The 22018-nt window shown below is 41.7% G+C and carries 34 protein-coding genes, 1 tRNA gene and 2 pseudogenes; 2 read left to right on the top strand and 35 right to left on the bottom strand.

Annotation, left to right across the window (positions count from 1 at the left end; genetic code table 11):
- Positions 1 to 60: 60 nt before the first annotated feature.
- The 22 genes and pseudogenes from BQ7480_RS10815 to BQ7480_RS10710 all read right to left on the bottom strand — a co-directional run bounded on the left by BQ7480_RS10815 (position 61) and on the right by BQ7480_RS10710 (position 14501).
- Entirely contained in the window at positions 61 to 444 is a 384-nt protein-coding gene (locus BQ7480_RS10815; RefSeq protein WP_072542855.1) for a hypothetical protein, read from the bottom strand.
- Between the two features lie 76 nt (positions 445 to 520).
- Entirely contained in the window at positions 521 to 1072 is a 552-nt protein-coding gene (locus BQ7480_RS10810) for a hypothetical protein (RefSeq protein WP_072542854.1), read from the bottom strand.
- A gap of 1 nt (position 1073) precedes the next feature.
- Positions 1074 to 1466, bottom strand: coding sequence for a hypothetical protein (locus tag BQ7480_RS10805; RefSeq protein ID WP_072542853.1), 393 nt, complete (start codon positions 1464 to 1466; stop codon positions 1074 to 1076).
- Entirely contained in the window at positions 1463 to 1759 is a 297-nt protein-coding gene (locus BQ7480_RS10800; protein WP_072542852.1) for an HK97 gp10 family phage protein, read from the bottom strand. The genes BQ7480_RS10805 and BQ7480_RS10800 overlap by 4 nt, the downstream gene beginning before the upstream one ends.
- The gene (locus BQ7480_RS10795) at positions 1750 to 2073 is read right to left on the bottom strand and encodes a hypothetical protein (RefSeq protein ID WP_072542851.1); all 324 of its coding nucleotides are present in this window, start codon (positions 2071 to 2073) and stop codon (positions 1750 to 1752) included. Before BQ7480_RS10795 ends, BQ7480_RS10800 begins: the two co-directional genes overlap by 10 nt.
- A complete protein-coding gene (locus BQ7480_RS10790; protein ID WP_072542850.1) occupies positions 2070 to 2384 on the bottom strand; it encodes a DUF6706 family protein in 315 nt (104 codons plus the stop codon). The genes BQ7480_RS10795 and BQ7480_RS10790 overlap by 4 nt, the downstream gene beginning before the upstream one ends.
- Positions 2381 to 3463, bottom strand: a complete 1083-nt coding sequence (locus tag BQ7480_RS10785) for a major capsid protein (RefSeq protein WP_072542849.1) — start codon at positions 3461 to 3463, stop codon at positions 2381 to 2383. Before BQ7480_RS10785 ends, BQ7480_RS10790 begins: the two co-directional genes overlap by 4 nt.
- Before the next feature lie 18 nt (positions 3464 to 3481).
- Positions 3482 to 4378 (bottom strand): head fiber protein, encoded by an 897-nt coding sequence (locus tag BQ7480_RS10780; protein WP_072542848.1) that lies wholly within the window; start codon positions 4376 to 4378, stop codon positions 3482 to 3484.
- Between the two features lie 3 nt (positions 4379 to 4381).
- Positions 4382 to 5038 carry a hypothetical protein gene (locus BQ7480_RS10775; protein ID WP_072542847.1) on the bottom strand — a complete coding sequence of 219 codons (657 nt, stop codon included), beginning with the start codon at positions 5036 to 5038 and terminating at the stop codon, positions 4382 to 4384.
- 224 nt (positions 5039 to 5262) lie between these two features.
- Positions 5263 to 6774 (bottom strand): phage portal protein, encoded by a 1512-nt coding sequence (locus BQ7480_RS10770; RefSeq protein WP_072542846.1) that lies wholly within the window; start codon positions 6772 to 6774, stop codon positions 5263 to 5265.
- Between the two features lie 103 nt (positions 6775 to 6877).
- Positions 6878 to 7003 (bottom strand): annotated as a pseudogene (locus tag BQ7480_RS18395) (hypothetical protein); the annotation flags it as partial.
- Complete coding sequence (locus tag BQ7480_RS18390; RefSeq protein WP_139255826.1) at positions 6951 to 7586, bottom strand: HNH endonuclease signature motif containing protein; 636 nt, start codon at positions 7584 to 7586, stop codon at positions 6951 to 6953. The gene BQ7480_RS18390 and the pseudogene BQ7480_RS18395, both read right to left, overlap by 53 nt.
- 218 nt (positions 7587 to 7804) lie before the next feature.
- A pseudogene (locus BQ7480_RS18215) lies at positions 7805 to 8983 on the bottom strand (PBSX family phage terminase large subunit); the annotation flags it as partial.
- Positions 8980 to 9384 carry a hypothetical protein gene (locus BQ7480_RS10750; protein ID WP_072542845.1) on the bottom strand — a complete coding sequence of 135 codons (405 nt, stop codon included), beginning with the start codon at positions 9382 to 9384 and terminating at the stop codon, positions 8980 to 8982. The gene BQ7480_RS10750 and the pseudogene BQ7480_RS18215, both read right to left, overlap by 4 nt.
- A 23-nt stretch (positions 9385 to 9407) precedes the next feature.
- Entirely contained in the window at positions 9408 to 10208 is an 801-nt protein-coding gene (locus tag BQ7480_RS10745) for a ParB N-terminal domain-containing protein (protein ID WP_235816675.1), read from the bottom strand.
- Positions 10209 to 10465: 257 nt separating this feature from the next.
- A complete protein-coding gene (locus BQ7480_RS18210) occupies positions 10466 to 10780 on the bottom strand; it encodes a hypothetical protein (RefSeq protein WP_235816674.1) in 315 nt (104 codons plus the stop codon).
- Positions 10781 to 11345: 565 nt separating this feature from the next.
- Positions 11346 to 11735 (bottom strand): hypothetical protein, encoded by a 390-nt coding sequence (locus BQ7480_RS10735; RefSeq protein WP_072542844.1) that lies wholly within the window; start codon positions 11733 to 11735, stop codon positions 11346 to 11348.
- Positions 11736 to 11758: 23 nt separating this feature from the next.
- Positions 11759 to 11830, bottom strand: a tRNA-Val gene (locus BQ7480_RS10730).
- A gap of 131 nt (positions 11831 to 11961) precedes the next feature.
- Positions 11962 to 13062, bottom strand: coding sequence for a phage antirepressor KilAC domain-containing protein (locus BQ7480_RS17770; RefSeq protein ID WP_210436330.1), 1101 nt, complete (start codon positions 13060 to 13062; stop codon positions 11962 to 11964).
- A 346-nt stretch (positions 13063 to 13408) separates the two neighbouring features.
- Positions 13409 to 13852: a hypothetical protein gene (locus BQ7480_RS10720; RefSeq protein WP_072542843.1), complete on the bottom strand. Its 444-nt coding sequence runs from the start codon at positions 13850 to 13852 to the stop codon at positions 13409 to 13411.
- 2 nt (positions 13853 to 13854) lie between these two features.
- A complete protein-coding gene (locus BQ7480_RS10715) occupies positions 13855 to 14181 on the bottom strand; it encodes an SH3 beta-barrel fold-containing protein (protein WP_072542842.1) in 327 nt (108 codons plus the stop codon).
- A gap of 26 nt (positions 14182 to 14207) precedes the next feature.
- Positions 14208 to 14501 carry a hypothetical protein gene (locus BQ7480_RS10710; protein ID WP_072542841.1) on the bottom strand — a complete coding sequence of 98 codons (294 nt, stop codon included), beginning with the start codon at positions 14499 to 14501 and terminating at the stop codon, positions 14208 to 14210.
- Positions 14502 to 14669: 168 nt separating this feature from the next.
- Here BQ7480_RS10710 and BQ7480_RS10705 point away from each other — a divergent pair, with 168 nt between their 5' ends.
- Both BQ7480_RS10705 and BQ7480_RS10700 read left to right on the top strand, forming a co-directional pair.
- The gene (locus tag BQ7480_RS10705; protein ID WP_072542840.1) at positions 14670 to 14918 is read left to right on the top strand and encodes a helix-turn-helix domain-containing protein; all 249 of its coding nucleotides are present in this window, start codon (positions 14670 to 14672) and stop codon (positions 14916 to 14918) included.
- A 2-nt stretch (positions 14919 to 14920) separates the two neighbouring features.
- The gene (locus BQ7480_RS10700) at positions 14921 to 15328 is read left to right on the top strand and encodes a hypothetical protein (RefSeq protein ID WP_072542839.1); all 408 of its coding nucleotides are present in this window, start codon (positions 14921 to 14923) and stop codon (positions 15326 to 15328) included.
- Between the two features lie 59 nt (positions 15329 to 15387).
- Here BQ7480_RS10700 and BQ7480_RS10695 read toward each other — a convergent pair whose 3' ends face one another.
- The 13 genes from BQ7480_RS10695 to BQ7480_RS10635 form a co-directional block, all read right to left on the bottom strand.
- Positions 15388 to 15795 (bottom strand): type II toxin-antitoxin system HicB family antitoxin, encoded by a 408-nt coding sequence (locus BQ7480_RS10695; protein ID WP_072542838.1) that lies wholly within the window; start codon positions 15793 to 15795, stop codon positions 15388 to 15390.
- A 35-nt stretch (positions 15796 to 15830) separates the two neighbouring features.
- Positions 15831 to 16013 (bottom strand): type II toxin-antitoxin system HicA family toxin, encoded by a 183-nt coding sequence (locus BQ7480_RS10690; protein ID WP_072542837.1) that lies wholly within the window; start codon positions 16011 to 16013, stop codon positions 15831 to 15833.
- A gap of 117 nt (positions 16014 to 16130) precedes the next feature.
- The gene (locus tag BQ7480_RS10685; protein WP_072542836.1) at positions 16131 to 16568 is read right to left on the bottom strand and encodes a hypothetical protein; all 438 of its coding nucleotides are present in this window, start codon (positions 16566 to 16568) and stop codon (positions 16131 to 16133) included.
- An 88-nt stretch (positions 16569 to 16656) separates the two neighbouring features.
- Complete coding sequence (locus BQ7480_RS10680) at positions 16657 to 17013, bottom strand: hypothetical protein (RefSeq protein ID WP_072542835.1); 357 nt, start codon at positions 17011 to 17013, stop codon at positions 16657 to 16659.
- 2 nt (positions 17014 to 17015) lie between these two features.
- Positions 17016 to 17609, bottom strand: a complete 594-nt coding sequence (locus tag BQ7480_RS10675) for a nucleoside triphosphate pyrophosphohydrolase family protein (RefSeq protein ID WP_072542834.1) — start codon at positions 17607 to 17609, stop codon at positions 17016 to 17018.
- A complete protein-coding gene (locus tag BQ7480_RS10670; protein ID WP_072542833.1) occupies positions 17606 to 17869 on the bottom strand; it encodes a hypothetical protein in 264 nt (87 codons plus the stop codon). The genes BQ7480_RS10675 and BQ7480_RS10670 overlap by 4 nt, the downstream gene beginning before the upstream one ends.
- A gap of 3 nt (positions 17870 to 17872) precedes the next feature.
- Entirely contained in the window at positions 17873 to 18274 is a 402-nt protein-coding gene (locus tag BQ7480_RS10665) for an ASCH domain-containing protein (protein WP_072542832.1), read from the bottom strand.
- Entirely contained in the window at positions 18271 to 18627 is a 357-nt protein-coding gene (locus BQ7480_RS10660) for a hypothetical protein (RefSeq protein WP_072542831.1), read from the bottom strand. The genes BQ7480_RS10665 and BQ7480_RS10660 overlap by 4 nt, the downstream gene beginning before the upstream one ends.
- Positions 18624 to 18839, bottom strand: coding sequence for a hypothetical protein (locus BQ7480_RS10655; RefSeq protein WP_139255759.1), 216 nt, complete (start codon positions 18837 to 18839; stop codon positions 18624 to 18626). The genes BQ7480_RS10660 and BQ7480_RS10655 overlap by 4 nt, the downstream gene beginning before the upstream one ends.
- Before the next feature lie 3 nt (positions 18840 to 18842).
- Entirely contained in the window at positions 18843 to 19319 is a 477-nt protein-coding gene (locus tag BQ7480_RS10650; protein WP_139255758.1) for a hypothetical protein, read from the bottom strand.
- 72 nt (positions 19320 to 19391) lie between these two features.
- Positions 19392 to 19904 (bottom strand): hypothetical protein, encoded by a 513-nt coding sequence (locus BQ7480_RS10645; RefSeq protein ID WP_235816673.1) that lies wholly within the window; start codon positions 19902 to 19904, stop codon positions 19392 to 19394.
- Position 19905: 1 nt separating this feature from the next.
- Positions 19906 to 20313 (bottom strand): hypothetical protein, encoded by a 408-nt coding sequence (locus BQ7480_RS10640; RefSeq protein ID WP_072542828.1) that lies wholly within the window; start codon positions 20311 to 20313, stop codon positions 19906 to 19908.
- 1 nt (position 20314) lies between these two features.
- Positions 20315 to 22018, bottom strand: coding sequence for a DNA cytosine methyltransferase (locus BQ7480_RS10635; RefSeq protein ID WP_072542827.1), 1704 nt, complete (start codon positions 22016 to 22018; stop codon positions 20315 to 20317).

Below are 22018 nucleotides of genomic sequence, written 5' to 3'. Positions count from 1 at the left end.
GGTATGACAGATGCAGATTTTCCATGAACGACGCTATCTGTCCCAATAGAGTATCATTCCCTACAACCTCGGTTTCGCTGCCAGCAGGCTTACGTTCCTCGCCAAGCTGACAGCTTTGAGAAAAACCTTTGAGTCAATCATAGAGAGTGCTTCATCCAATGCGTTCACATTCTCTTCGTATGTTCCTTTTCCCAGTTCTTCGCTCAAACTTTCGTCACCAGCTATCAGCCAGGAAAGAGCCTTGCTGTAAGCCTCGCTTTCTCCCAAGGAAAGCAGGACTTCTCTCAAATTGTCTGCTTCTTGTACGTCTGACAGATGGGAGATTGCCCCGGCCAGTTTATGGACAGTGGGAGGGTAGACCGTGTAGGCTTTCCCTGCGACAAACACCGTCCTGAAATCATTTCCGATAATGGATTCTGATACTATTTTCGCTCCTTGATTCATTCTGATAAAAATTAAGGGGTGAAGCCATAAAGCCCACCCCCGTTATGGAATTCAAATTCTACCTATTGGATAGGCATTAAACACCTGCTTTTACCTCTTCTGAGTCAAACCAGTATTCCGGAGAAACTGCCGAATTTTTCGGCTCCAACTCCACAGCACTCACCGGAAGTCCGATAGCCTTATCGGTAGTCGCTTCGCGGGCACCGATGTCAGCACGGGGAATGACGCAATACTGGTCGTCTTCGGTCAGGGCAACAATCAGCTTTTCGATGTTCACCTTACCTCTCGCACGCTTCCAACCCTTGTCGGTGTTGATGACATCACCTCCCATGAGGTCTTTCTTTGTCGGATAGTCGTACTCACCAATCGTAAAGTTGACGGTTACGTCACCCATCTCCTTGTCGCTGCGATAGGTCTTGCCGGTAAGCTGGTTCTTATAGTTCGTTCGGCTCGCTTCCGCTTCTTCGAGCGTCCATGTGTCGCCATGAATATTTTTAACTTCTTTCAATGTGTCACCCTGCAAAAGAGTGTACAGAGCTTGTCCGGTCAAATCCGCGGAAATCTCGCTCGTTTCTCCATATAAAAGTTTTTTGATATTCACGGCTGTGATTTTCTTTGCTTCTGCCATATTATTTCACATTTAAAATTTCAAACAAAATTCTTACATTCACATAGTGACACTTTAAGGCTGTGTCCTCCTCGGTTCCGATTGTGTCGATGGAATAATGATAGGTGGTACCATCATAGCGTCCGGTTACACCGTTAAATAGTCCTTGAGCCTGTTTCTCGAGTTCGTTCAGCCGAATGGTGTTGGCTTCACCTTCTTTCAGGTCTGGAACGCAAAGGTTCACTTCTGCGAAAGACTTCTTCCAGTACGTTCCCGGCTGTTGTTTCTTTGCGTGAATGACAATCCTTTCGGATTTCAATTCGCCTGTCAGTTTCTTGCCATGGGGAACGATTTCAATGCCGAAAGGCTGGCAATCACGGTAAAGTATGTTCGCTATATCGGTAGTTACTATCATTTGATTTCCTCCTTCAATCGTTTCTCAGCGTATAGGGCCGCACCAGTCAGGACTTCGTAGCCTTTAGATTCCACGAACGAGGCGTATTCAGCTTCATTCCTTAACTCCAATCCATCATCCTGAACTGAATACTTGTTTGACTTACGGAGCGTTCCGGTCCGGTTCTGATAACTACCGTTCTTTACAGCATAATCGACAGCTTCCTTTCCGACCTTATCCTCAACGGCTTTCACTTCGGCATAACCTTGGTCGAAAAAGCTATCAACGTCCGAGAAATCAAACTTTACAGCCATATTTCTGAGTAACCAAAATAATTCGTATTCTTTATCATGTAAACCTTGCCAGTTCCCCGGATATTCTCACCGTCCATACATCTGACTTCATCACCAGCCTTCAGAGAGATTTTCTTCTCGCAGACTACGTGATAGTTCGGTCGGTACACCTCGCCGTTCTCCGAAGTAAACTCCTTGGTGGAGTTATCGTCACACCGGCACTTGCATACGTCCTGCCAGCTTTCTCCACCTGTTCCGGGAATGGGCCGGCCAAATTCGTCCGTGTCCATCGGAATGGTGACTTTAACCTGTAATGTATGCGGAGCGAATATCATAGGAATCTGACTTTAGGTTTATCTGACAGCGTGTCTTCAAGACCGTACTTCTTACACAAGAAAGAGTAGTATTCCTTCAAGCCCTGAGTATTCCAGGACATAGAAAAGCCGTTCTCGCTGATGGAAGTGGCACGGAGTAATAGAGAGGGGATGAACTTCGCCATTGCCACCGACACAAGACCGATGTTTGGCGGGCCCATCTCATCCTCTCCGCTTATCCCAGAAGACAGACTTATCTCCAAAAGGTCAGCCTCCGACAAGTTAATGCCGAAGGTCTGAAACTTCTGTGATATGTAGTCGTTTACTGTCATGCGTTCATGGTTGTCAAATCGATGTTCACAATCAGGTTCGGATTTGTAATCTGCGGAATCCACTCAGCCGTGTATTCCAGATAACGTCCGTTCTTGTCCTTGTAACCGGAGATAAGCATATCACCGTCGGCTTGGGTGTAGTTACGTCCTGGTACGCCATCCACGGCTTCGTACGGAGTATGGAAGCGCATGTAACCAACCTTATCCTGCGGAAGTAAGGTAATGCGGTCGTCTGCGTAAATCTGCACGTTCTTTCCGGTCTGGTCTTTCACGTAATCTTCCTTAATCTCAATGGCCGGAAGGCCGATGCCGGTAAAGACTGAGGAAGCCAGTTGAGAAGTAATCAATCCAGTTGACATATACATTTCGTTACTGGTAAGCTGCATCTTGAACTTGTCACCAAATTCCGCTGAGCCGATAATATTCTTCACGAAAGTGCCACGTGACATAATCATCTTCTGGAAATTACCATAGTCCGCTTTCAGTGCATTAATCTGCTGCTGCAAATAGGTAATGAATTTAGTCTTCGCACCGGTATCAGGCTTAATAAACTTGAACGGCAATTCAATGTTGAGAAGGTCAACACCTCCGGCATTGTCGTCCTTGTTCTTGACTGTTGCTGCTCCTGTCATCAAGAGTGAACCTACGATAATATCCATACGTTTGTGAGCTGCCAAGAGTACCTGACGGTAATCATCGTAGATGAAGTTCACGATTTCCTGCATGGCTGCTACTTGGTCGGCAGGTTTAGCCGCATTGTACTTGTCAATCAAGTCTTGCAAATCAGACAAACGGTCAATGGAAATCTGGTAAGCATCGCCAAGATAAGCGATTTCACCATAACCTGAACCGATGTTCCGGCGTTCCCGGATAGGCTTCTCTCCGTAGCGTGAGTTGATGGAACCTGCCATCACTCCAGTAACCTGACCGATGTAGTCCTTGAACACACGGGTAGTCGTTCTACGGAAATCGAGGTACTGCTGCCAGTAGATTGTATCCTTACGTGTCTGAAGGACGCGCTGGATAACGGCGTTAACGATGTTGGGGTCGTTAAACAGTGTATGAATTGTTAGCATCATATCTTAGTCCTCCTTTCTTTATTTGCTTGCAATTATACCTGCTGCTCTCAACGATGCTAGAAGAGCATTAATTTTATCTTTCTCATCACCACCTGCTGCATCATCAACTTTTGCACCCTGCTTTACCAATCCCAAGGAACTTGAGTTAGCTGCCTGATAGGTAGTGTTATTGTCCGTCCAAGGTACTTCTACATACGCCTTTCCACCTTCCAATGCTACTGGATATTTCTTTCCGCTTTGAGAGAATCCCAACTGAATACCTCCCATCACAGAATCAGAAGCTTCTGGCAGTTCATACGAAACACCAGCCGGGGATTGCACGCCTGTAGCGTTGAACTGGAAATGCGGCATGTTAGCCTTATCAATGTCAGAGAAAGGCATAGCCAACTTAGTAGGCTCAATCTCGAATGCTCGCATCAAAAGAGCAACTAATACAATGCCTTCTTCTACTTGTACTCTTCCGTACAAAGCTGAGTTAGCAACTACCTTTGGAGTAGTACCGCTTACAGCTGTAGCCTCATAGAGTACGGTACCAGCTTCCAATGTTTCGCCAAAGTCGGCAGCCAGTGTCAACTTATCGAAAACTTTGTTTGATTTGTCAATACTATTGATGGTAGCTCCATGAGAACCATTACCCAGATGCATACCCACATAGGCCAAAGAGTTTTTCTTGATTTTCAATGTGGTATTGGAACCGGTGGTAAACTTTTCATAGACTTCTACACGGATAGCCACCTGAGCGGTCTTCTTCACTAAGTCGGCGGCAATCGGAGTGAAGGATGGAAGAAACGAACCAGCAACAAGGTTGGTCGTCTCCAGTTTGTAAGGGCCTCTACGTCTTACTCCGGTAGAAACATCATAGCGTTCCTCGATGGACGGTTCAGGCTCAATGTTGTACTTAAATCCTGCTGACATAAATTACTTGTTTTGTTGTTCGACAATTTGTTTTGTGTCCGCCTCAATCATTTTGGCGAACTCGCTCGCTTCCTTCTCCTGCTTCTGTTCGGCAGTCTCAGGAGCTTTTGAAAACTGAAAACCGCTGTTTGACATATCCTGCTTCATGTCCTTGAAATAGGTATCCAAGTCCGTGTTCTCAGGAATATTACGGTCTTTCAGCATAAATTCGGGAATACCGTACTTCTTAGCCACTGCCGAGATTTGAGAATTGCGCTGCGCCTGCGCTTCATTTTCCTCCATTTTGGCCAGCTTGTCGGCAAACGGCTTGATTCCAGCGGCAATGCCATCGGCAATCATCTTTGCGATGTCCGTTTCCTGCGGCTTAGGAGGGTCGTTTGGTTTCGGTGGTTCTGGTTTCGGATTCTCGATTGGTCTCCCGTCTTTCAGTCCATGCTTCTTCTCGTAGTTTGAAACAGCGGAAGTCTGAGCTTGTCCTGCACGGAAATCACCATAGTTTTGCATCACGTCCTGAAAAGAGATACCCTCAACGATGGAGGTCACCTTAGTTTCGTCCGTTACACCCTCTGCCTTCTTTGTGGCAATTCGGGTAAGTGTAGCAGTGTCCACCCCAGCGAATTTCTGTTGCAGTCCTGCCAAGATTTGTTCAAATATTGTCATACCGTATGAGTTTGATTAATAATTTCATACGGTAAATTTACTTATAGAGAAAGGGAAGGGGAAATTTTAAGGCTAACGATACGAAACAATTAAGAAAATGTTCGTTTTTAAGAGAAAAAGAAAATAGCGGCACCTCGAAAGGCACCGCTACTCAATTCGTCAATATTTTAGATTTTCATCCGTATTCTTTGTACAATCCCCGTAATTTTTCTGACTGAATTGTTCTATTTTTCAGATTTACTACTGGAGCTTTTGAGAGAGGAAAGCTGTTTCTGTTTCTCAATGTCGTTCTTCTGTTTCTCAGCCTGCTCTTCCTTGATGGCTTCAATCTCGTCTAGAACTGCATCCACGTTCCCCACAAAGGTAATGGCCCGCTGTTGCGACCAGATTTCACCGTCCTTGGCCTTGATAGCAGTGTCTATCTTGTCTTTGATGTCCTCCAGTTTATATGGCTGCATCTGTACATCCACATCAATAGTCTCGGAGGCTTCTTCTAGGGTGGAATTCACGGAACCCAAAGCTGATATGAGGAAATTTACACGTCGTTGCATGAACTCGCCGACAGTTTCATTTAGGTTCTCTACATTAAGGTGGGTAGACATGAAAACATAGTCAAAACTCACACCGGATACGGCGTTTCCTGTACCTTTCAGGGAGTCAAAAGAGATTCTGGGTGTATTGGTCAGTCCGTATATCTGGCTCAGCAAAGTTTCCACCTCGAATTTTACGGTGTCAGGCACCTGAGACCAGGTAAGGTACTGGGCATTTGCTCCCTGCCCGGTTAGCTCGACCACCCTGTTCTTGAACTCACCGGAGAAATTCTCCACGTTACCAAAAAGCATGAGGATAGGGAAGAAGTGGTAGTCGATACAGTCCGCATAACTTGACAGTAGTTTCTCCAGTCTTACACGAAGACTCTTTATCTTTTCACAGTATGCTTCCGGACGGTACATATAAATCACCGGCATCTTCTTGAACCCATGAGCAAATGAACCTTTGTCTGACCAGCTGCTCGTCAGCTCCCACTGGTAAACCATGTCCTTGGTAATGGTCATAAAGCAGGTAATCTCCACGTCATTCAGGTCTTTTTTCTTGTATTCACGGGACAAGGCAACCAAATCCCCTTGGTCATTGAAGAAAGGGTAGAGCTTGTCGCCACGGAACGGGGACCAGATGGCACTCTTCAGACGGTATTCAGGCTTTGACTTGCCGAATATTCCAGAAATCTTGCGCTTGAGCTTGGCCCAGAAACCATCATCCCTAACCACATACCAGTACTCGGCCACTTCCTGCTCGGCCAGCCATGCCCGGACTACCTTCTTGTTCTGGTATTTCAATTTGTTCTTCTTGAATACCTGCTTCAAGGCAGAAAGAAGGCTTTCCTCCGACTGGTCTGGCTGACAGTCAAGTATCGGTTCTGTCCCCACGGTGAAGGCCGTCTGAATATTCACAATGTCCTGCTCGATAGGAAGTGCAATCCGGTTCGGGTCAACTTCCTTCCTTACCGCCGGCTCGACATATTCTTTCCTGGTTGTCGGGTCTGTAATCCGTTTCTCAGGCTGGGTAGTGATTTTGATTTTAGGGTATTTCTCTTCATCTATCACTATCTCGTGCTTGTTCGGATTCCAGTCGTTGTAAAGAGCATGAGCGTTTGGTTGCTCGGTCTTTCGTCCCTTCTTCAGATAGTAGATTTTTCTCTCTACTTCCGGCATAGCTAAAATTTCTTCTAAAGTCATATTTCAAAGTTTAATGTCCAAATATTCCTGAAACATCTTTCGGTTTCAATATACGCCCAAGCAACTCTCCTAAAACGTAATACCTTGCTGCATCTATGCAGTTGTGCACGAGCACTCCGTTTGCGAAATACTCGTGTTCACCCTCTATCGTTAAATCATAAACTTCACAATAGCTTTCACTTTTTGTTATTACGTCTGATAACTCCTTGCAATTTATGCGCACATTCATTGGAGCAACATTTGGGTTTGAGGTATTTGTTACCCATGAATGTTTTTCCGCAATATTGGCAAACCATTTCAACATTGCATTCGGGTGATGTGTATTGCCATCTATGGTGACATTTTTTTGAACAGAACCGCTGATGTACATTTGTTGGAGTGTATTCTGCGCCACATTGTTGACATTTCCAGCGTTCGTTAGATAATGTTTCATCAACCTTTCTTCTGCGTTCATCCCAATTTGATTTAGTAAACCAAACCTTACTCGCGTGTTCTCTTGTTTTATACTCTGATAATTTTTCAGGATGCAGTTTTTGATGTTCACTTGGAGTAACCGCAACAAGATTGCCAATGTCATTATTGAGCGGATTATGGTCAATATGGTGTATGACTTTGCCACTTGGAATTTTCCCTTTATAAAATTCATACACCGCGTGATGTAAGAGTTCTTGGTGGTATCTACCATTCTCTTTCCATTTGTGGTAATAATAGTTGGGGTGTTTCCCATTTGGGTATCTCCGATACTCTTTCCCATTAAACTCGATAGAACAAACAAGTTGTCCCCTTTCGTTAATTTTCCGTACTTCTTCCATTTTCCGTTTACGTTAAATTTATGCTCTAAGGTAGCAAAAAAAGTTCGTTTACACAAGCCTATAACAAACTCTTTTTCAGTTACTTTCTTTATTCCGTTGTTGTGCTTTTGAAGCACTTTCCTAAATCCTTTCCGCGTCAAAACATAATCGCCAATTTGCACATCTTTAATTGGTATATCGCCTTTATTTGTCGTAATAAGGGTATCACCTCTAAAGCAGTGGTTAAAGGCATCAACAGGAGTGTTTATGTATCTTCCGTCTTTATCCTTATCCCAAACATAGTTTCGCAATTCATTCATAAGGTTGTAGGAACGCTTTGTTACAAATATTTCCATGCTTTGCATTTTATCAATACCTGCATTTATAGAGCCTTGACCCTTTTCAACAGGATAGATATTTATGCCTCCATTATGAATTTCTTGGATAAGTCGGGGGTCGGCACTATCAGCAATGACTTTTAGATTCCACGGTCTCAAAGATTTGATTATATCCGTAGATAATAGTCCAGTTCTATAATCAATCTCATCCAAATACAAAGCGTTATCTATTATTCCACAGCGGACTGCGGCGGTACTATCTACGCTATAACCAAAATCCAGTCCGATAGCCACCTTCTTGCACCACATAGGGAACTCATCGACGATGCCCCATTTCTTGAACACGGCACCTTCGGCCACGTCCGCCCATCGGCCGATAACCACATGGGCGTACTTCTCCGGATTCTTCTCCTTCATTTCCTTGACTTCATTCAGGAACTCAGGAGAAAGATTCTCGATATTGTCGAAGTAAGTCGTATGAATGTGTAGAACATTTGGATGAGTTGAGATTTGAACCGGTACACCGTCAATCTCCACCAGCCGATGGGTATTCTCGATGTATTTCTTGTAGATGAAGTGATTGGAGTCACAGGGATTCATGATAATGATAATCCGGTTCTGGATTCCCTTCTTACGAATGGAGAGCATAATCTTGTCAAACTCTTCCTCACTGGTCCACTCCTCTGCCTCATCACAGACAAAGGTGGTGATGCCCTGAATGGATTTCAGCTTGGCCGTCTGATTTCCGGAAGAAGTCTTGATACCCCGGAACATGATACGACTGCCGGTCATCCGGTTTACGATGTCCGCCTTGGTTGTCTTGAAATACTTCGTGGTTCCGTCCAGTTCTATCTTCTCCATCATTTCAGGAATGATAGACATGCCGGCAGATACCATCGTGTAACGGGTGTATAGAATCTGGTGGACAATCTTCTCCACCGGAGTCTGCTCAAAAGTCAATCGTTCGATGAAGGTGGAAGCGTTGAAACTCTTTCCCGATCCACGGCCACCGGTGATGAGGATGATGAACTTCTCCTTATCGGTGTATAACGGATGATATATCGTCTGGGGAACAATCATTTCAATTTGTCTTTAATCCATGAGTCAATAGAAATTCCGTGGTCAATGTCCTTTGGAATATCGGCTTCCTCGTCTTCTCGGTCTCCAAAACCTTCTTTTCTTCCTAATGTGGAAAGTAAATAGCGAATCATATACCCATCTGGACGTTCACGCCATCCGATAAAGTTCCCATTTTCATCTTTCTCAGGGATACCAAGCGCAAGTACACGTGCAGATACAAGGCATTCATCTACCAGAGAACCTCTTTCGTCGGTGATAGCATCTTTGAACTGGCTGTCTGTTCTGGCCCAATCATACACGGTTTTTCGGGTTACATTGAATACAGCAGCAACTTTAGAGAGATTTCCACCTGTTTTATGAAGAATCTCTCTGAATTTCAATATGTCTGGCTTCTTTCCCATGCGCGCGTATCTGTTTATTTTGATTACTCAATTCCAAATTCGACCCTATCCATAAACTCCTTTCCGTCAATGTAACGTTCATCAAATTCATAACCGAACATTTCCATGAAGTTTGCTCTTTCCGTTGGGCTATTAAAGGACAGCACTACATAACTCAGCATTCCGTTATCTTTCTCAAAGCTGTTTTGATTACTAATTCTGTCTTTTATCTTTTGTACTTCATTGTGACGTGCAATTTGATTTTCTTTTGAATCCTCATAAAAATTATTGGAACGGTTAATGCCTTTATTTTCATCACCATCTTTAGTAGATTCATCTATGGCTGATAATGAATCATCCAATATATCTTCCTTTCTCCAAATATCATCATTAATAGAAAAGTCTAAATCACCAATTCCGAGCATATTCAAATCGAAGTCATTCAGTCCGGCAAGGCTATAATCAATACCATCAAGCATATCTTTTAGCATATCTGAATCAAATTCGCCCTGTACACTTCTATTGTTCATAAAGATGTTCTGCTCTTTTTCAGTCTTTTCATCCATTCGAACTACTTCAACACGAATTAGATAGTCATTTTCTTTCGTGTCAGAGTTATACTTATTCACCTCATCTATAATCGAAATACGCTGATGCCCTGACACAAGATTACCTGTAACTTCATTCCAAACTATACCGCCTAATAATCCTATACGTTTTAAGTTTTCTTTCAAGCTCTTGCGAGCTTCTGGGGCAATTTTACGGGGATTATAATTGGCAAAATTTATGATACTTCGTTGTATCTCCCTACTTTCCGGTTGCGTTATTTTATTTTTTGTCATCATCCTTTACTACCTTGCGCGTTTTTTAATCCTACATAAAATCTTTTTGGTACTCCTTGTTTTACTTGTGCAGGAGAAATCGTGTCTGAGCCAAAGTATCTGAACATATTTGTTCTATATCTGCTTGTAACAGAATTGACTCTATCGCGTACAGAGTGCTGCCTGTTTGTGCCTAGCCCATATTGACGAGCTGCACGATACAGAATACGCATTCTTTGACTTTCTAATTCCGATAACGATTTTTTTCTGACTCAATACCTCTACTTTCTGTGTTTATATTCATAATCGAAAATTAGCTTTTCAGAGTATGGGAACTCTTCCAAAATACGTTTAAAATCATGTGGATATCTGTGTCGCATCATGAGCATTGTTTTTAAATCAATGGTAAAACCTTGACTTATAGCACCTGGATTATATACAAAAGGTTGTATTAATCCTCTTAGTCTAATATATTGAAGCACTTCTTTATTCGTCCATAATGCAAGAGGATAGACCATACCTTTGTCTGTTATATAACCGGACTTCGCAAACTTCTTTAACCGCATCCGCTTCATGTATCCATCTACACCTTTCATCCCGCTGAATGCGTATGTTATGCCTGTTTCTTCTCTTACCGCCTACTCTATTTCACCTATTTTTCTCGGTTTTACTGAGTTGTCAGGATCACGAAAGAAACCACATGAAATGTAATAGTCACGCTGAAAATGTTCTATTTGGCGTACTTCAACATTCTTGTAGTGATTTTCTGCCCATCTGATATAGGGCTGCACGTGGTCTAAGTCAGGTATCAAGTACATATAATAGCATATAACCTTATTGAATACACCTGCAAGCATATCCAACAAGGCTATACCATCTTTACCACCAGCAGAATAATACAATACAGCAGTATCCGTCTTTTCTCGGATACTGCGTATTATCTGCATAGAGAGTGCATACTTGTTCATTATTTGCCTCCTGCACCAGCAAAGGCGGCATTTAAGTCATATCGCCTTTGTTCTCTACTACCTAACTGTGAAGCACTTGCCGTATTTCTACGGTTTGCTACCAGTCTTCCACCTAAACCGGCACCATTCATATTTCGTCTTGGCCCGGCAACTCTGTTAATTGCTCTTGTGACTCAGCTTTAGACTATTTAGATTAAATATTCTCTGTACTTATCACTTTGCCAAGATGATACCATACTTGGCTTATAAGATATTCTACACCGTTTTCAACTCTTACAAGGTCATTGCCTTCTTCATCGGTAAAAATTACATATTCGGCTGACTTAACTTCTACGGTTAGACGTGGTGCATCTTTGCGCCTGCCGTTTATCAGATACAATGCATCATATTTAACTGGTACAACCTCTATTTTTTCGCCATCGTCAGGTATATCCTCTTGCCTTGTATAGTCTATCCCTTTATGTCTGAAATAAACATATTTCTTTACATTTGAGGGGTAAACATATCTGTGTTCTACATCTTGTTTACCGTTTAGGATGTCTTGAAAACATTCTTTGTTAATCTGTAATGTCAATACTTTCATAATCGTGTAAATTTAAATGTCAGTTGCGGGGACGTGAATCGAACACGCGACCTCTACCAAGTCAAAGTAGCAAGCTACCACTGCTCCACCCCGCGATAGTACCTTTATCACAAAGATACCTAATTATGAAGACAATTATAAATAACAATTCAACGCATACGAAACATTAAGCCAAATGTTTGCTTTTATACACACGCCAACTTAATGACGTGTGTATGACCGGTTTTTAAGCTGCCGATTTACTGTTTACTAAATCAAGTATAAACTTTCTACCAAGTTGCGTCCAACACAAGTATTGCTTTGCAACCTGCATACCAGTGGTATCACTTGTATAGGTGTGTGTCCTGTACTTGTCATAACCTAATCCCCTGTATTTGGCATAAAGCATGTAAACCCCATTCTGGTTGTACAATACGCCTAAATCTTTTAGTATCTTGTACAGCTTTTTGGCACTCATGCCAAGTTCGTTGGCTATGATATTTGTTGTTATCAATCCTTCGCTTTGAAGGACATTGTCGAAGTAGGCAGCTTTTGGCGCCATCAGTCTGTTCTGTTCTTCTACCAGATTCTTTTCGGTTTCAAGTACAGATATTCGTTCTTTCTGCCTTTCGATGGTTGAGTTTGCTAACAGGATGGCTTTTGCCATGATTTCTTCTGGCGTATCATCCGATTTTACTGCCATATAACCGCCCTTGGTACGGATTTCTTTCAGTATGGCTTTTACGCCTTTCTTGAACTGTTTGGCTATCGGCTTGCGGCTTTGCATCAGGACTTCATATAAACCGTTCTCTGTGAGCATCCAGACTTGACGGTTCTGACCTGACCGGAATAATGTTCCGACCAGCCTTTCATCTTCGTCTACTGTGTTTACGAGTTTATTAAGGCTGCTTACATCGTATTCAATCCACTCTGCTACATCTTTAGCAAGAAACAACGGATTCTCTGCATTGCCGTAAACAGTAAGTTCTTTACCTAATAAAGTTGTTCTCTGTAAAACCTGCATCTCATTCATATTTTTTGAATTTAAATTACCAATCTGATTCTTTACACACTCTGTCAATTCTTTATTGTTTGCGAAATACATCAAGGCTATCCCGATTTCTAGATACTGGCCAAAATACATGATTTCTCTTAGTTTCAATCCGTTTTCGGCTGCATACGTTTTTATTTGCGACATGTTCTTTGATTTCCATTCGCTTATGCTTATCCCGACATCAGAATTAAGCCCCCTGCAAGAAATATATATCCTGCCATTGTAGGTACAATAAGAAATTTGCTTATCTTTGTACCGTATGAATTGGGATTCATTTATGGTTTCTTTGTTCATACGCTGTAAAACCTGAATTAAACATATCCTCATTGATGGCCGGTCAATTCATCAATGAGGATTTTATTTTGACCGTAGTAGCAAGCTGGGATTCGAACCCATTTACACCTGAATGTCTTGCCTTGACCTGTCACGCCTGACATATAAAAAAGGCAAATCTTAAAAGAGGTCTAAAGTGGCTGTTTACCCCTTGAAAGAAATGCCTTGAATATCCTTCTAACGCTACAGCCACGAAGCGCATTTCGTTCTAAGGCAAAGTTACCAACCGCCAAATATTTGTCCTAAAGATTACCGTGTTCAGAACAAACATTTGGCTGATTGTTTCAAAATCGTCGTGCGTGAGAGTTTAACTCAGAATTTTTCTATACATTTCTACCTTTCCCAAAAGTTCTTCTGCGGATTCATTGGTTAGACCAGAATATATAAATTGTTTACATGCCCTGTAAACCATAATAAATACATCCACTTCAATAAGGGTATAATGTTCGAAATTAGGCTTTATTCTTGGATACAAAAACCTTCTACAGTCAGCCATGTAAGGTTTGTTCATATTCTCTTTGAATCCAAACGGATAATACTTTTCTTTATATTTCAATAGTATCTCTTTAGCACTTTGATTATCTAATCCACTTCGAATCATAGATGTTGCAATATCTACTAACTTGCAAAATGCTGATTCTTCAAATCTTAGATAAGGCTGTGTCATTGAAGCTATTTGACAAAATTGGTTGTATTCTTTTGCGCTAATAGCCTGAATGTTTTTGCCATACGCATCTGTTACTATATTCATAATCACGCTATTTTTATAAGGTTACACTTCTTAAAACATCTGTATTCGTTTTTCTCTGTATCAAAGTACACCTGGCAGTTATCTGCCGTTTTCTTCGTACCTTTGGTTTCAGGTATTCTGCCGCTCATTAAAGTACCGAAAGCCTGACGCAGCGTGCCGTCTGTTTTCTTGAAATAGAACTCAACCACCTTCTTATGAAGCAATGCACGAAGTTTGATATTAGTCCAAGCGCATTTCAACGCCTCACTCATTGAATAACCGTTCTTGTGTACAAATGACCAAGCAAGACTCATAATCTCTTTTAATTGGTTTCTTTTTTCTGTTGCCATAACCGTATATCTTTAGTCGTTTAATATTATGCTACCAATCTTTCAACGCTTCTTTCAATCTCTGAAAGGTCGCAATCCACATCCATCTCGTTGCCGTCCTCGTCATAGGATTCTACGCTATCAATGCAAACAGAAACGTAAGTAGTTACCCATGCGCCTGTACCGTTGAAATAATCATCTTCGCAATAACCGTCAATCTCAAAGCTACCATTGACAACTACCAAAGTATTGCTTACTTCTACCTCAAAAGAGAATGTACCGTTGTTGCCTTCGATGTTTTCTACTATCGCATTTGCTATTGTTTCGTTTATTGCTTTCATATTATGTAATGTTTTAATTTTCGATTACGATGCAAATGTAATATAAATCGTTACAATAGGCAAAATAAAAAGAAACATTTAACACTACTTTAACAAATAAATGTACCGATATAACGTTACAAGTGGTTTTTATTTGTATATTTGCATCGAATATTAAAACACTGCAATATGAATTTAAGAATAAAAGAAGTGATTAAAGAAAAAGGCATGACTATAACAGAGCTTGCCGATAAGATGGGTATCAATAGGGTTAATCTTTCTAATATGGTAAATGGAAACCCAACGGTAGAAACATTAAATAAGATTGCTGATGCTATTGGATGTCCGGTAACGGAATTATTCGAGCAACCAAAGAAAGACTGTCTTTCAATCTCCTGTCCTCATTGTGGGAAAGATATAAATCTTAAAATAGAATAATTATGGAAACGCCTACTAAAGAGAATACCCTTTATTTACCTATAAAGCAAGTTTATTTTGACCAGATAATAGCAGGTACAAAGAAAGAAGAGTATAGAGAAATCAAAGAAGGTATTACTGCAAACCGCTATTTGCTCAAAGATGGAAACGGCAAATATGTTCTTAATCCAAATGTAACCCAACCAGATAAAGAATATTTCATTGACGACTATAATAACGGAAATTTTCCGTTTGTACCTAAACCTTACAAATATTTGTATATTGCCGTTGGATATGCCAAAGAACGTGATACGGCTTTAGTAGAGGTTGACGGCTTTAGGTTCATACCAAATATGATACGTGCTGATTTATATGCTTTTTGGCAAATAGCTTTTCATTTAGGTGAAATAATAGAAGTACATAGAAAATAGACAAAAGCCGGAAGCATAACGCTCCGGCTTTAACTTTCTCGTACAATAACAAAAGCGACTTAGAATTGAACGGAAAGCAGTTCTTTACCAATGGCATGAATGCCATCCAATATCCTTTTTTTCTGCATTTCTCCTACAGGAGCGCAACCTGACTTATAACGCCTCATAAGCCCTTCATTTATTCCCAATCTTTTAGCCAATGCGGTTGCCGAAATGAACGGGAACTGTTTAAAGAAGCCTGACAAGTCATAAACATATTCAAACTCCAATTCGCCATTGTTTAATTCAGGCGGTATCTCCTTCCCTGCTTCTTTAGACATTTCAATATACTCCTGCGGAAAGTTCTCAAAATCAGCTTTGGCTTCCTCCAATGTATCGCCATAGGACATAGCCCAATCAAACCCTTCCATCATAATAACAAACCCTGTATCGGACTTGCTGATGATTGCTTTTACTTTTTTCTTCATAATCGTGCAATTTATGTTGGAATGAAGTGCAGGGCTTATTTTAGCCCTGCTTTCTTCATTACTTTGTTAAACTCATTTGGCGGTACTTCTTTACTACCATGCCGACCGACTTTAATCAAGTAAGGAAAATCCTTGTGAGCGTAGTAGCGGTGGTCTGTTTCCTTGAAAATATACCAGCCAGCCTGCTCAAGTCTTCTGTGCATTTCACTAAATTTCATATCGCTTTTGTTATTTAACAATACAAAGGTAACATTTTCGCTACAATTATGCAAACTTCATTGTAACATTTTCGCTACAAATAATAAAAAATGCTGGAGCTTATACAGCACCAGCAGCTACTTGATTAGTCCTTTGTTTTTCAGCCGTTCTAAAATCTGATTGTAAAGATACTCAATATCCTGCCGGAAATCCTTGTACTGCTGGTAGATAAAGGAAACATCGGCAATATTGTTCGAAATTACACACGGGGACACATCCGGGAACACGCCGGAAATCTCTGCTCGGATGCCATTCGTCAGCCGGCCGCCAGCCAACACGCTGGGGGCAAATAGGAACAGAACGATAAAGAGGAACTTCTTCCGCTGAGTAACGCTCTCAGGATTGGGATGGCAGTCCATCCCGGAAAGGATCTCCTTGAACCAGCCGTAAATCTCCGGAATAAGCGACAGATCAGTCAGCACTGGTAACGAAAGCTCCTGCTCTCTTTCCGATAATCTTGATTTCTGTTCACGTATTGATTTCAACTCCACGATTGACGAAAATTCTTTTGTCATAGCACGATAGTTTTAGAATGAATTAGTATATTTGCATCATAATCGTGTGTGGGAGTTGGCTTCTAATCGTGTGGGCTGGCTCCCTTTTTTATGCCAAGTGGTATGCGTTCAGGATGGCGAAAGTGTAGATGATGACCGTAACCAGACTGTCCAGGAATATCGCCCATGCTCCCAATTTTTGAATCCGGCTGAAACTCATGGCCAAGACAACAAGGAAACATACCCACTGGCTTGAAAACAATCCTATACCCAAAAGCATAAGCCCGACGGTATCCATGAACAATGCAACATGGAGCCACGGATGTGCCATCAGATACCATCTTTTTGATGTCTTATCCAGTTTTTGAAAGACTTTCACATGTCGGTACAGGGATTTACATCTAAACAGCTTCGCAAGCTCATACAGGGCTTGCAGAATGATTAAGGCGTAGAATATGTGTTTCATGGTCAGTAGCTTTTATCCCCATGCTTATATGGGCGTAGTTCATTGTATTTCATCTTCTGTTCGATATGCCAGAAAATGTCGATATCTTTTTGTACGCAGAAAACCAATATTTCAATTAAAGACACTCGAAGAAAACTGCCGAATGAATGGGTATCAATGTAATCTGTATCTGTCATGTTACATACCATCGAGAAAACAGATTCTGTGAAAGTCCAATCGAAGAATCCTTCAGAACATTTCAATTCATCAGAATTGACCTCACCCAAATCCACATTCCTAAGTCCGGCCAAATCCAGCATCCGGATGCATGCATCAGAAAGTTCGTCCTCCACACTATCTTTAAGATAATATTCAAACGTATCACGATAGGCTTTATCATAGTTTTCTCCATACAGCTTCATCTCGTGTATGTAGTAATCCAATTCCTGATTGAACTTTTTGGTATCTGCATGTTTTCCTTTCCGGTCAGCTTCCACCGCTTCCATCAGTTCAGATATGACCAGACAGAGGAAATGTTCATCACTCAGGTTTTCTTCGTGCCAACCGTGGACTACTGCGCACTTGTAGGCCTTATCTCTTAATTTATTTAGATTCATAACAGTTTACTTTTCTTTTCAATAATCATCTCTGCAATCTTTCCGTATGGATACGACGTAAGACGGTCTCTCATTTCTTTTGAAATATCGTTTCTCCAGTATCCTGAATTTAATTCATCACATATTTCATTATACAAATTATCAAATAGTGATTTATTCCTTTTCATCCTACCAGGATGCGTCATCCAGCCAAACAACTGCATAAAATAATTCTTTATTTCTTCTTTTTTTGTCGGAACACTTATCGTAAATGTTTTCATCGCTTAATCCTCCAAATTATAATTCCAAAATCCTAATTTCCCTTTCACATTCAGAATTGGCTTGTCAAACAGAACCGCATCTTTCAGCACCAAGTTCCAGCAACCTTTCTCTGCCCACACTGAAGGATGGTTCTGTACGCAATCTTCTATTACTACGCTGCCAATGATGGCACCCTGCGGAAGCTTCTCATTATCTCCATAAAGTTTATTCTTGTGAGGAAATACTTTCTTTAACTGTGTTTCTGTTAGTGCGCTCCATCCTTCCTTGACTGTAGTCTTTGCAGCATGGATAAGTACCCTTTGTCCGATATACTGCTGAGGGCACTTCCATGTCCGGTTCTCGATGTCCTTAATACCGTGAGCGATTAGACTCGCCCACGGCTGTTTGATGGATATTGCTTTCATTTTTTTGTTTTCTTTAGTTCAGCAATCAAAGAATCAGCAAACTCAACAGCATTTACAGCCATAAGACCGTACTTTTGAGTTAACATTTTAGGGTCTATCATGTGAAGCATAGCTTCCTTTGCTATTTCGTATCTGCGCTGTTCCCAATCCGTATTCTCCCAATCAGTAATGGTAAGATACGTTGCAGGAATGTAATGCATACTTCCTTCAAACTCGCAAAGGTAACACATACCGTATGGTGCATTAAGCACATCGGATGCATCTGCTTCCATGCCTTTAATAATTGTTACTTCTGTACCTTCTGATAATATTTTACAGTACCAATCCCATTCTTTTATTAGTTTTGCTTTCATTTCTTCTTTGGTTTATATTCGTCTGTTTCTTCATCATATTCATAGCAATCTGGGCAGTAATGTTTTCCGTCTATTTCAGTCCAACCTGCTTCTTCTGCATCTTCAAAAGCCTGACTCCCATCTGTCCAAGCTACATATCCTAAATTCTCGTTTACGTGTGTCTTGCCGCATCTGTCGCATACACATGCATACATATCTACTCTTTGTATCATTGTTTATTCCTCCCAATTATCTGTTGTTCCTAATAGATGTGCAGTTTGTTCGTTATAAGGGATGCACTGAGCCCAAACTACATTTCCAGTACACATATAATTACATCCATCTGAATTATTTAAAAATATATCTGCTTTCCAAAAACCATCATCATAATCCCTCACAAGCACCTTATCAAACGGTTTAAACTGATACTTCTCTTTTTTATTCAGTTCAATACTCAAATCGTATTTATCTTCTGTTCCTCCATTCTCCCATGATTTATATTTTCCTTCAGAAGTATATAATTCTGATTCTTCAAAAATACCGTTTTCAACCAATGCCATTAATGGATATTCACCAGATAAAGATTTGTAATTCCAACAAACAATTCGTACATTTACTCCATCTTTTCTAACTATTCTACCTTCTACCTCACCATTTGTTATTTTCTTTGCAAGTTCCAAATCAAACGGAACTTTTACCATTTTCTTTTCCATATTCATTCCTCCTTTCCACCTATCCAAGCAGCCACCACATGACTACCAGAAACAGGTAATACAATTTCGTTTTCATTTATTATTTCTCCTTTTTTCTACAAGTTGTTCAAGCCTCTTTTCGCACTCTGCACACTCGAGTTTCTTGCGCTCCAGTTTCTCTCTAAACTTAACCAGCTCCTCGTCTGTATTCTCGTCAAAGAATAGATTGTTCTGGAGGTTGTACCCGATGTATTCATTCATCCTGCGTTCTGCTTTCGTTATCTGGGCTTTTGCTGATATAAGTTTACTAAGGCAGGAACTCACTTCAAGCGACTCTCCTGAACGCTTGTCGTAGTAGTAAAAAGAAGTGTACACATCATTCCTCGGATACTGGCATTTCAGTCTGGCCACCCTCCATCTGATTACCCACATCCTTCTTTCGTACACTTCACGCGGAAGGTCGTATGTATATAGGGTGACAGATTGATGACCGTAACCATAGCAGATGCTGATTTGCACCCAATTCTCGATTTTCAGCTCCTTTTCAGCTTTGGCCAAATCCTTTGCGTACTGATAAAAATCACTCACGCTTTCCTGCTTTCCCATATCATTCAAATTTCAATTCAAGTTGGCTACTCGGCTCTTTATAGCCAGGATTAGCATAAAGGAAGGACTTTCTCAGTGCTTCGGAAATCTTTTCACGCATAGTCTTGGAAACATGATTCTTGTCAGCTTCATTGTTTATTAGTAGGCATTTCTCAAGGCTACCATTGATAGGTTTTTCATCAAGGAATAAGCTGTACTCCGTGAAAATCCGGTTTTGCTGCTTGCCTTCCTTTTCTTCCTCATCAGTCTGGTATCGTTCAATCACTGTGTCTTGTATAGTTCTCAGACATCTTTGTCCTCGTTCACTCCGGCATCCTTGTATTTCATTTTCGAACATGACGGACAATGCACGTTTCTTACGGACGTTGCCTATTCTTGACCATCCGTAATAGACTTTCAGTTTTCCCATATCACGCCACCTTTCGTTTTCTGATTATCTCCTTGCAAATCGCCTCACAAAGCACCCGTGCCATGTTCACCTCTACGGCATTCCCGATAAATTTCTTCTGGTCTGACTGAGGGCCAATAAGCACATAGTCTTCAGGGAATCCCATTATCTTCTTGAGCTCTGAAATCCGAAGCATACGCATCTTGATGTCGATGATACCATACAAAGCCATAAACTCCTTAATCTTGATTGTCATTGGACTGTCATCAGGTGTAACCTGTATGCCGATACCTCCTTCAACCTCTACCAGATAAGGCGGCATTTTGTCCATTCTTGCTATCAGTGTGAAACAAGGGTTATTTACAGAACCTCCAGCACTGGCAAACTGAGGATTCATCAGGTAATGCCATTTTCTGTTTGCCGTGATGGTCTGTGAAGGCTGGTCGATGCTGCTCCCTACATTGGAGAAAGCTGTGTTCATTATCCACGGCTTCCGGTAAGGAACCTGTTTCATAAGAACCGGAGTAACCAAATTTTGCTTGGGCACCGTCATTATTGCCGGACATGGTGTTTCAACGCTTCCTAACTGACCTCCACCGGAATAGTAGTTCATAAAGAAAGGCGTAACCAAAGATAGCCTGTCTTTTGTAGTTACCGTCGGCGCAGGTTGTTCTACCGAATGATTGTGACCGTTGCCATAATAGGCCGACACGAAAGCGTGATGGTCTTTACAGGTGATTGTTCCAGCAGGACCTTCCACAGATATGTTCTTACTATCCGGCTGTCCGCTGAATTGCTTTGAAAGAAAGTTCACCTTGGCCAATGCAAGCCGTCCTTGTGTTGCCACAACCGGGCATGGCTCGTCAACGCTTGGTGCCTGGTATTTACCTTTCCGATTCATAGAGTTGTACTTCACTAAGAAAGCCTCCTTACCTCCGGCCACGAACTTAATCAATCCGGCATAGATGCGTTCAAGAGTTTTCTCGGCCAGCGGTTTCTTCCGGCAGAAGATACTTTCTCCCTCATCGGAGAAGTCAAGCACATCCTTGACAGGCTTCCACTTCTCCAGCCGACCGAACATATCGTTTTTCCCATCCTTGCAGTGTGTCGGTTCTGGGAATACAATAGGAAGGCCACGTTTAGCAAAGATACCGAAGAACCGCTTGCGGGTAGTATAGGCACCATAATCGGCAGCGTTCAGGATTCGCCAGTCGAAGTCGTAGCCGTATCGCTTCACATTCCGTTTCCATTTCTCGTAGCAACGGCCTTTGTCCTTACTGATGGGATGCCCATGTTCGTCCATATCTCCCCAGCTCATAAACTCCTCTACGTTCTCTATCTGTATATAGTCAGGGTTAATGGCTTCGATGTAGCGGAACAGATGCTCAGCCAGTGTCCGGCTGTCAGCGTCCCGTGGCTGGCCGCCTTTGGCCTTACTGAAATTCGTACATTCAAGGCTGGCCCACAGCACAACCAGTGCATCAGGATAAATCTTCTTCATTCGTTCCACATGGGCCACCAAAGGAGACAGTTCCAGTGTTCTGATGTCCTCCGTGAAGTGCAGCGCATCCGGATGGTTAGCCGCATGGCTGGCGATGGCGTTTGCATCGTGGTTTACACATGCTATCACTTTAGCGCACTGTTCATCTTCGTAGCGTGCGTTTTCTACTCCGGTACTGGTTCCACCGGCACCGCAGAAAAGGTCTATATAGAGTAACTTTATCAT

Origin of the sequence: Bacteroides mediterraneensis, assembly GCF_900128455.1 — a bacterium.
Taxonomy (GTDB): Bacteria; Bacteroidota; Bacteroidia; order Bacteroidales; family Bacteroidaceae; genus Phocaeicola; species Phocaeicola mediterraneensis.
This window is presented reverse-complemented; position numbering and strand designations above follow the sequence as displayed.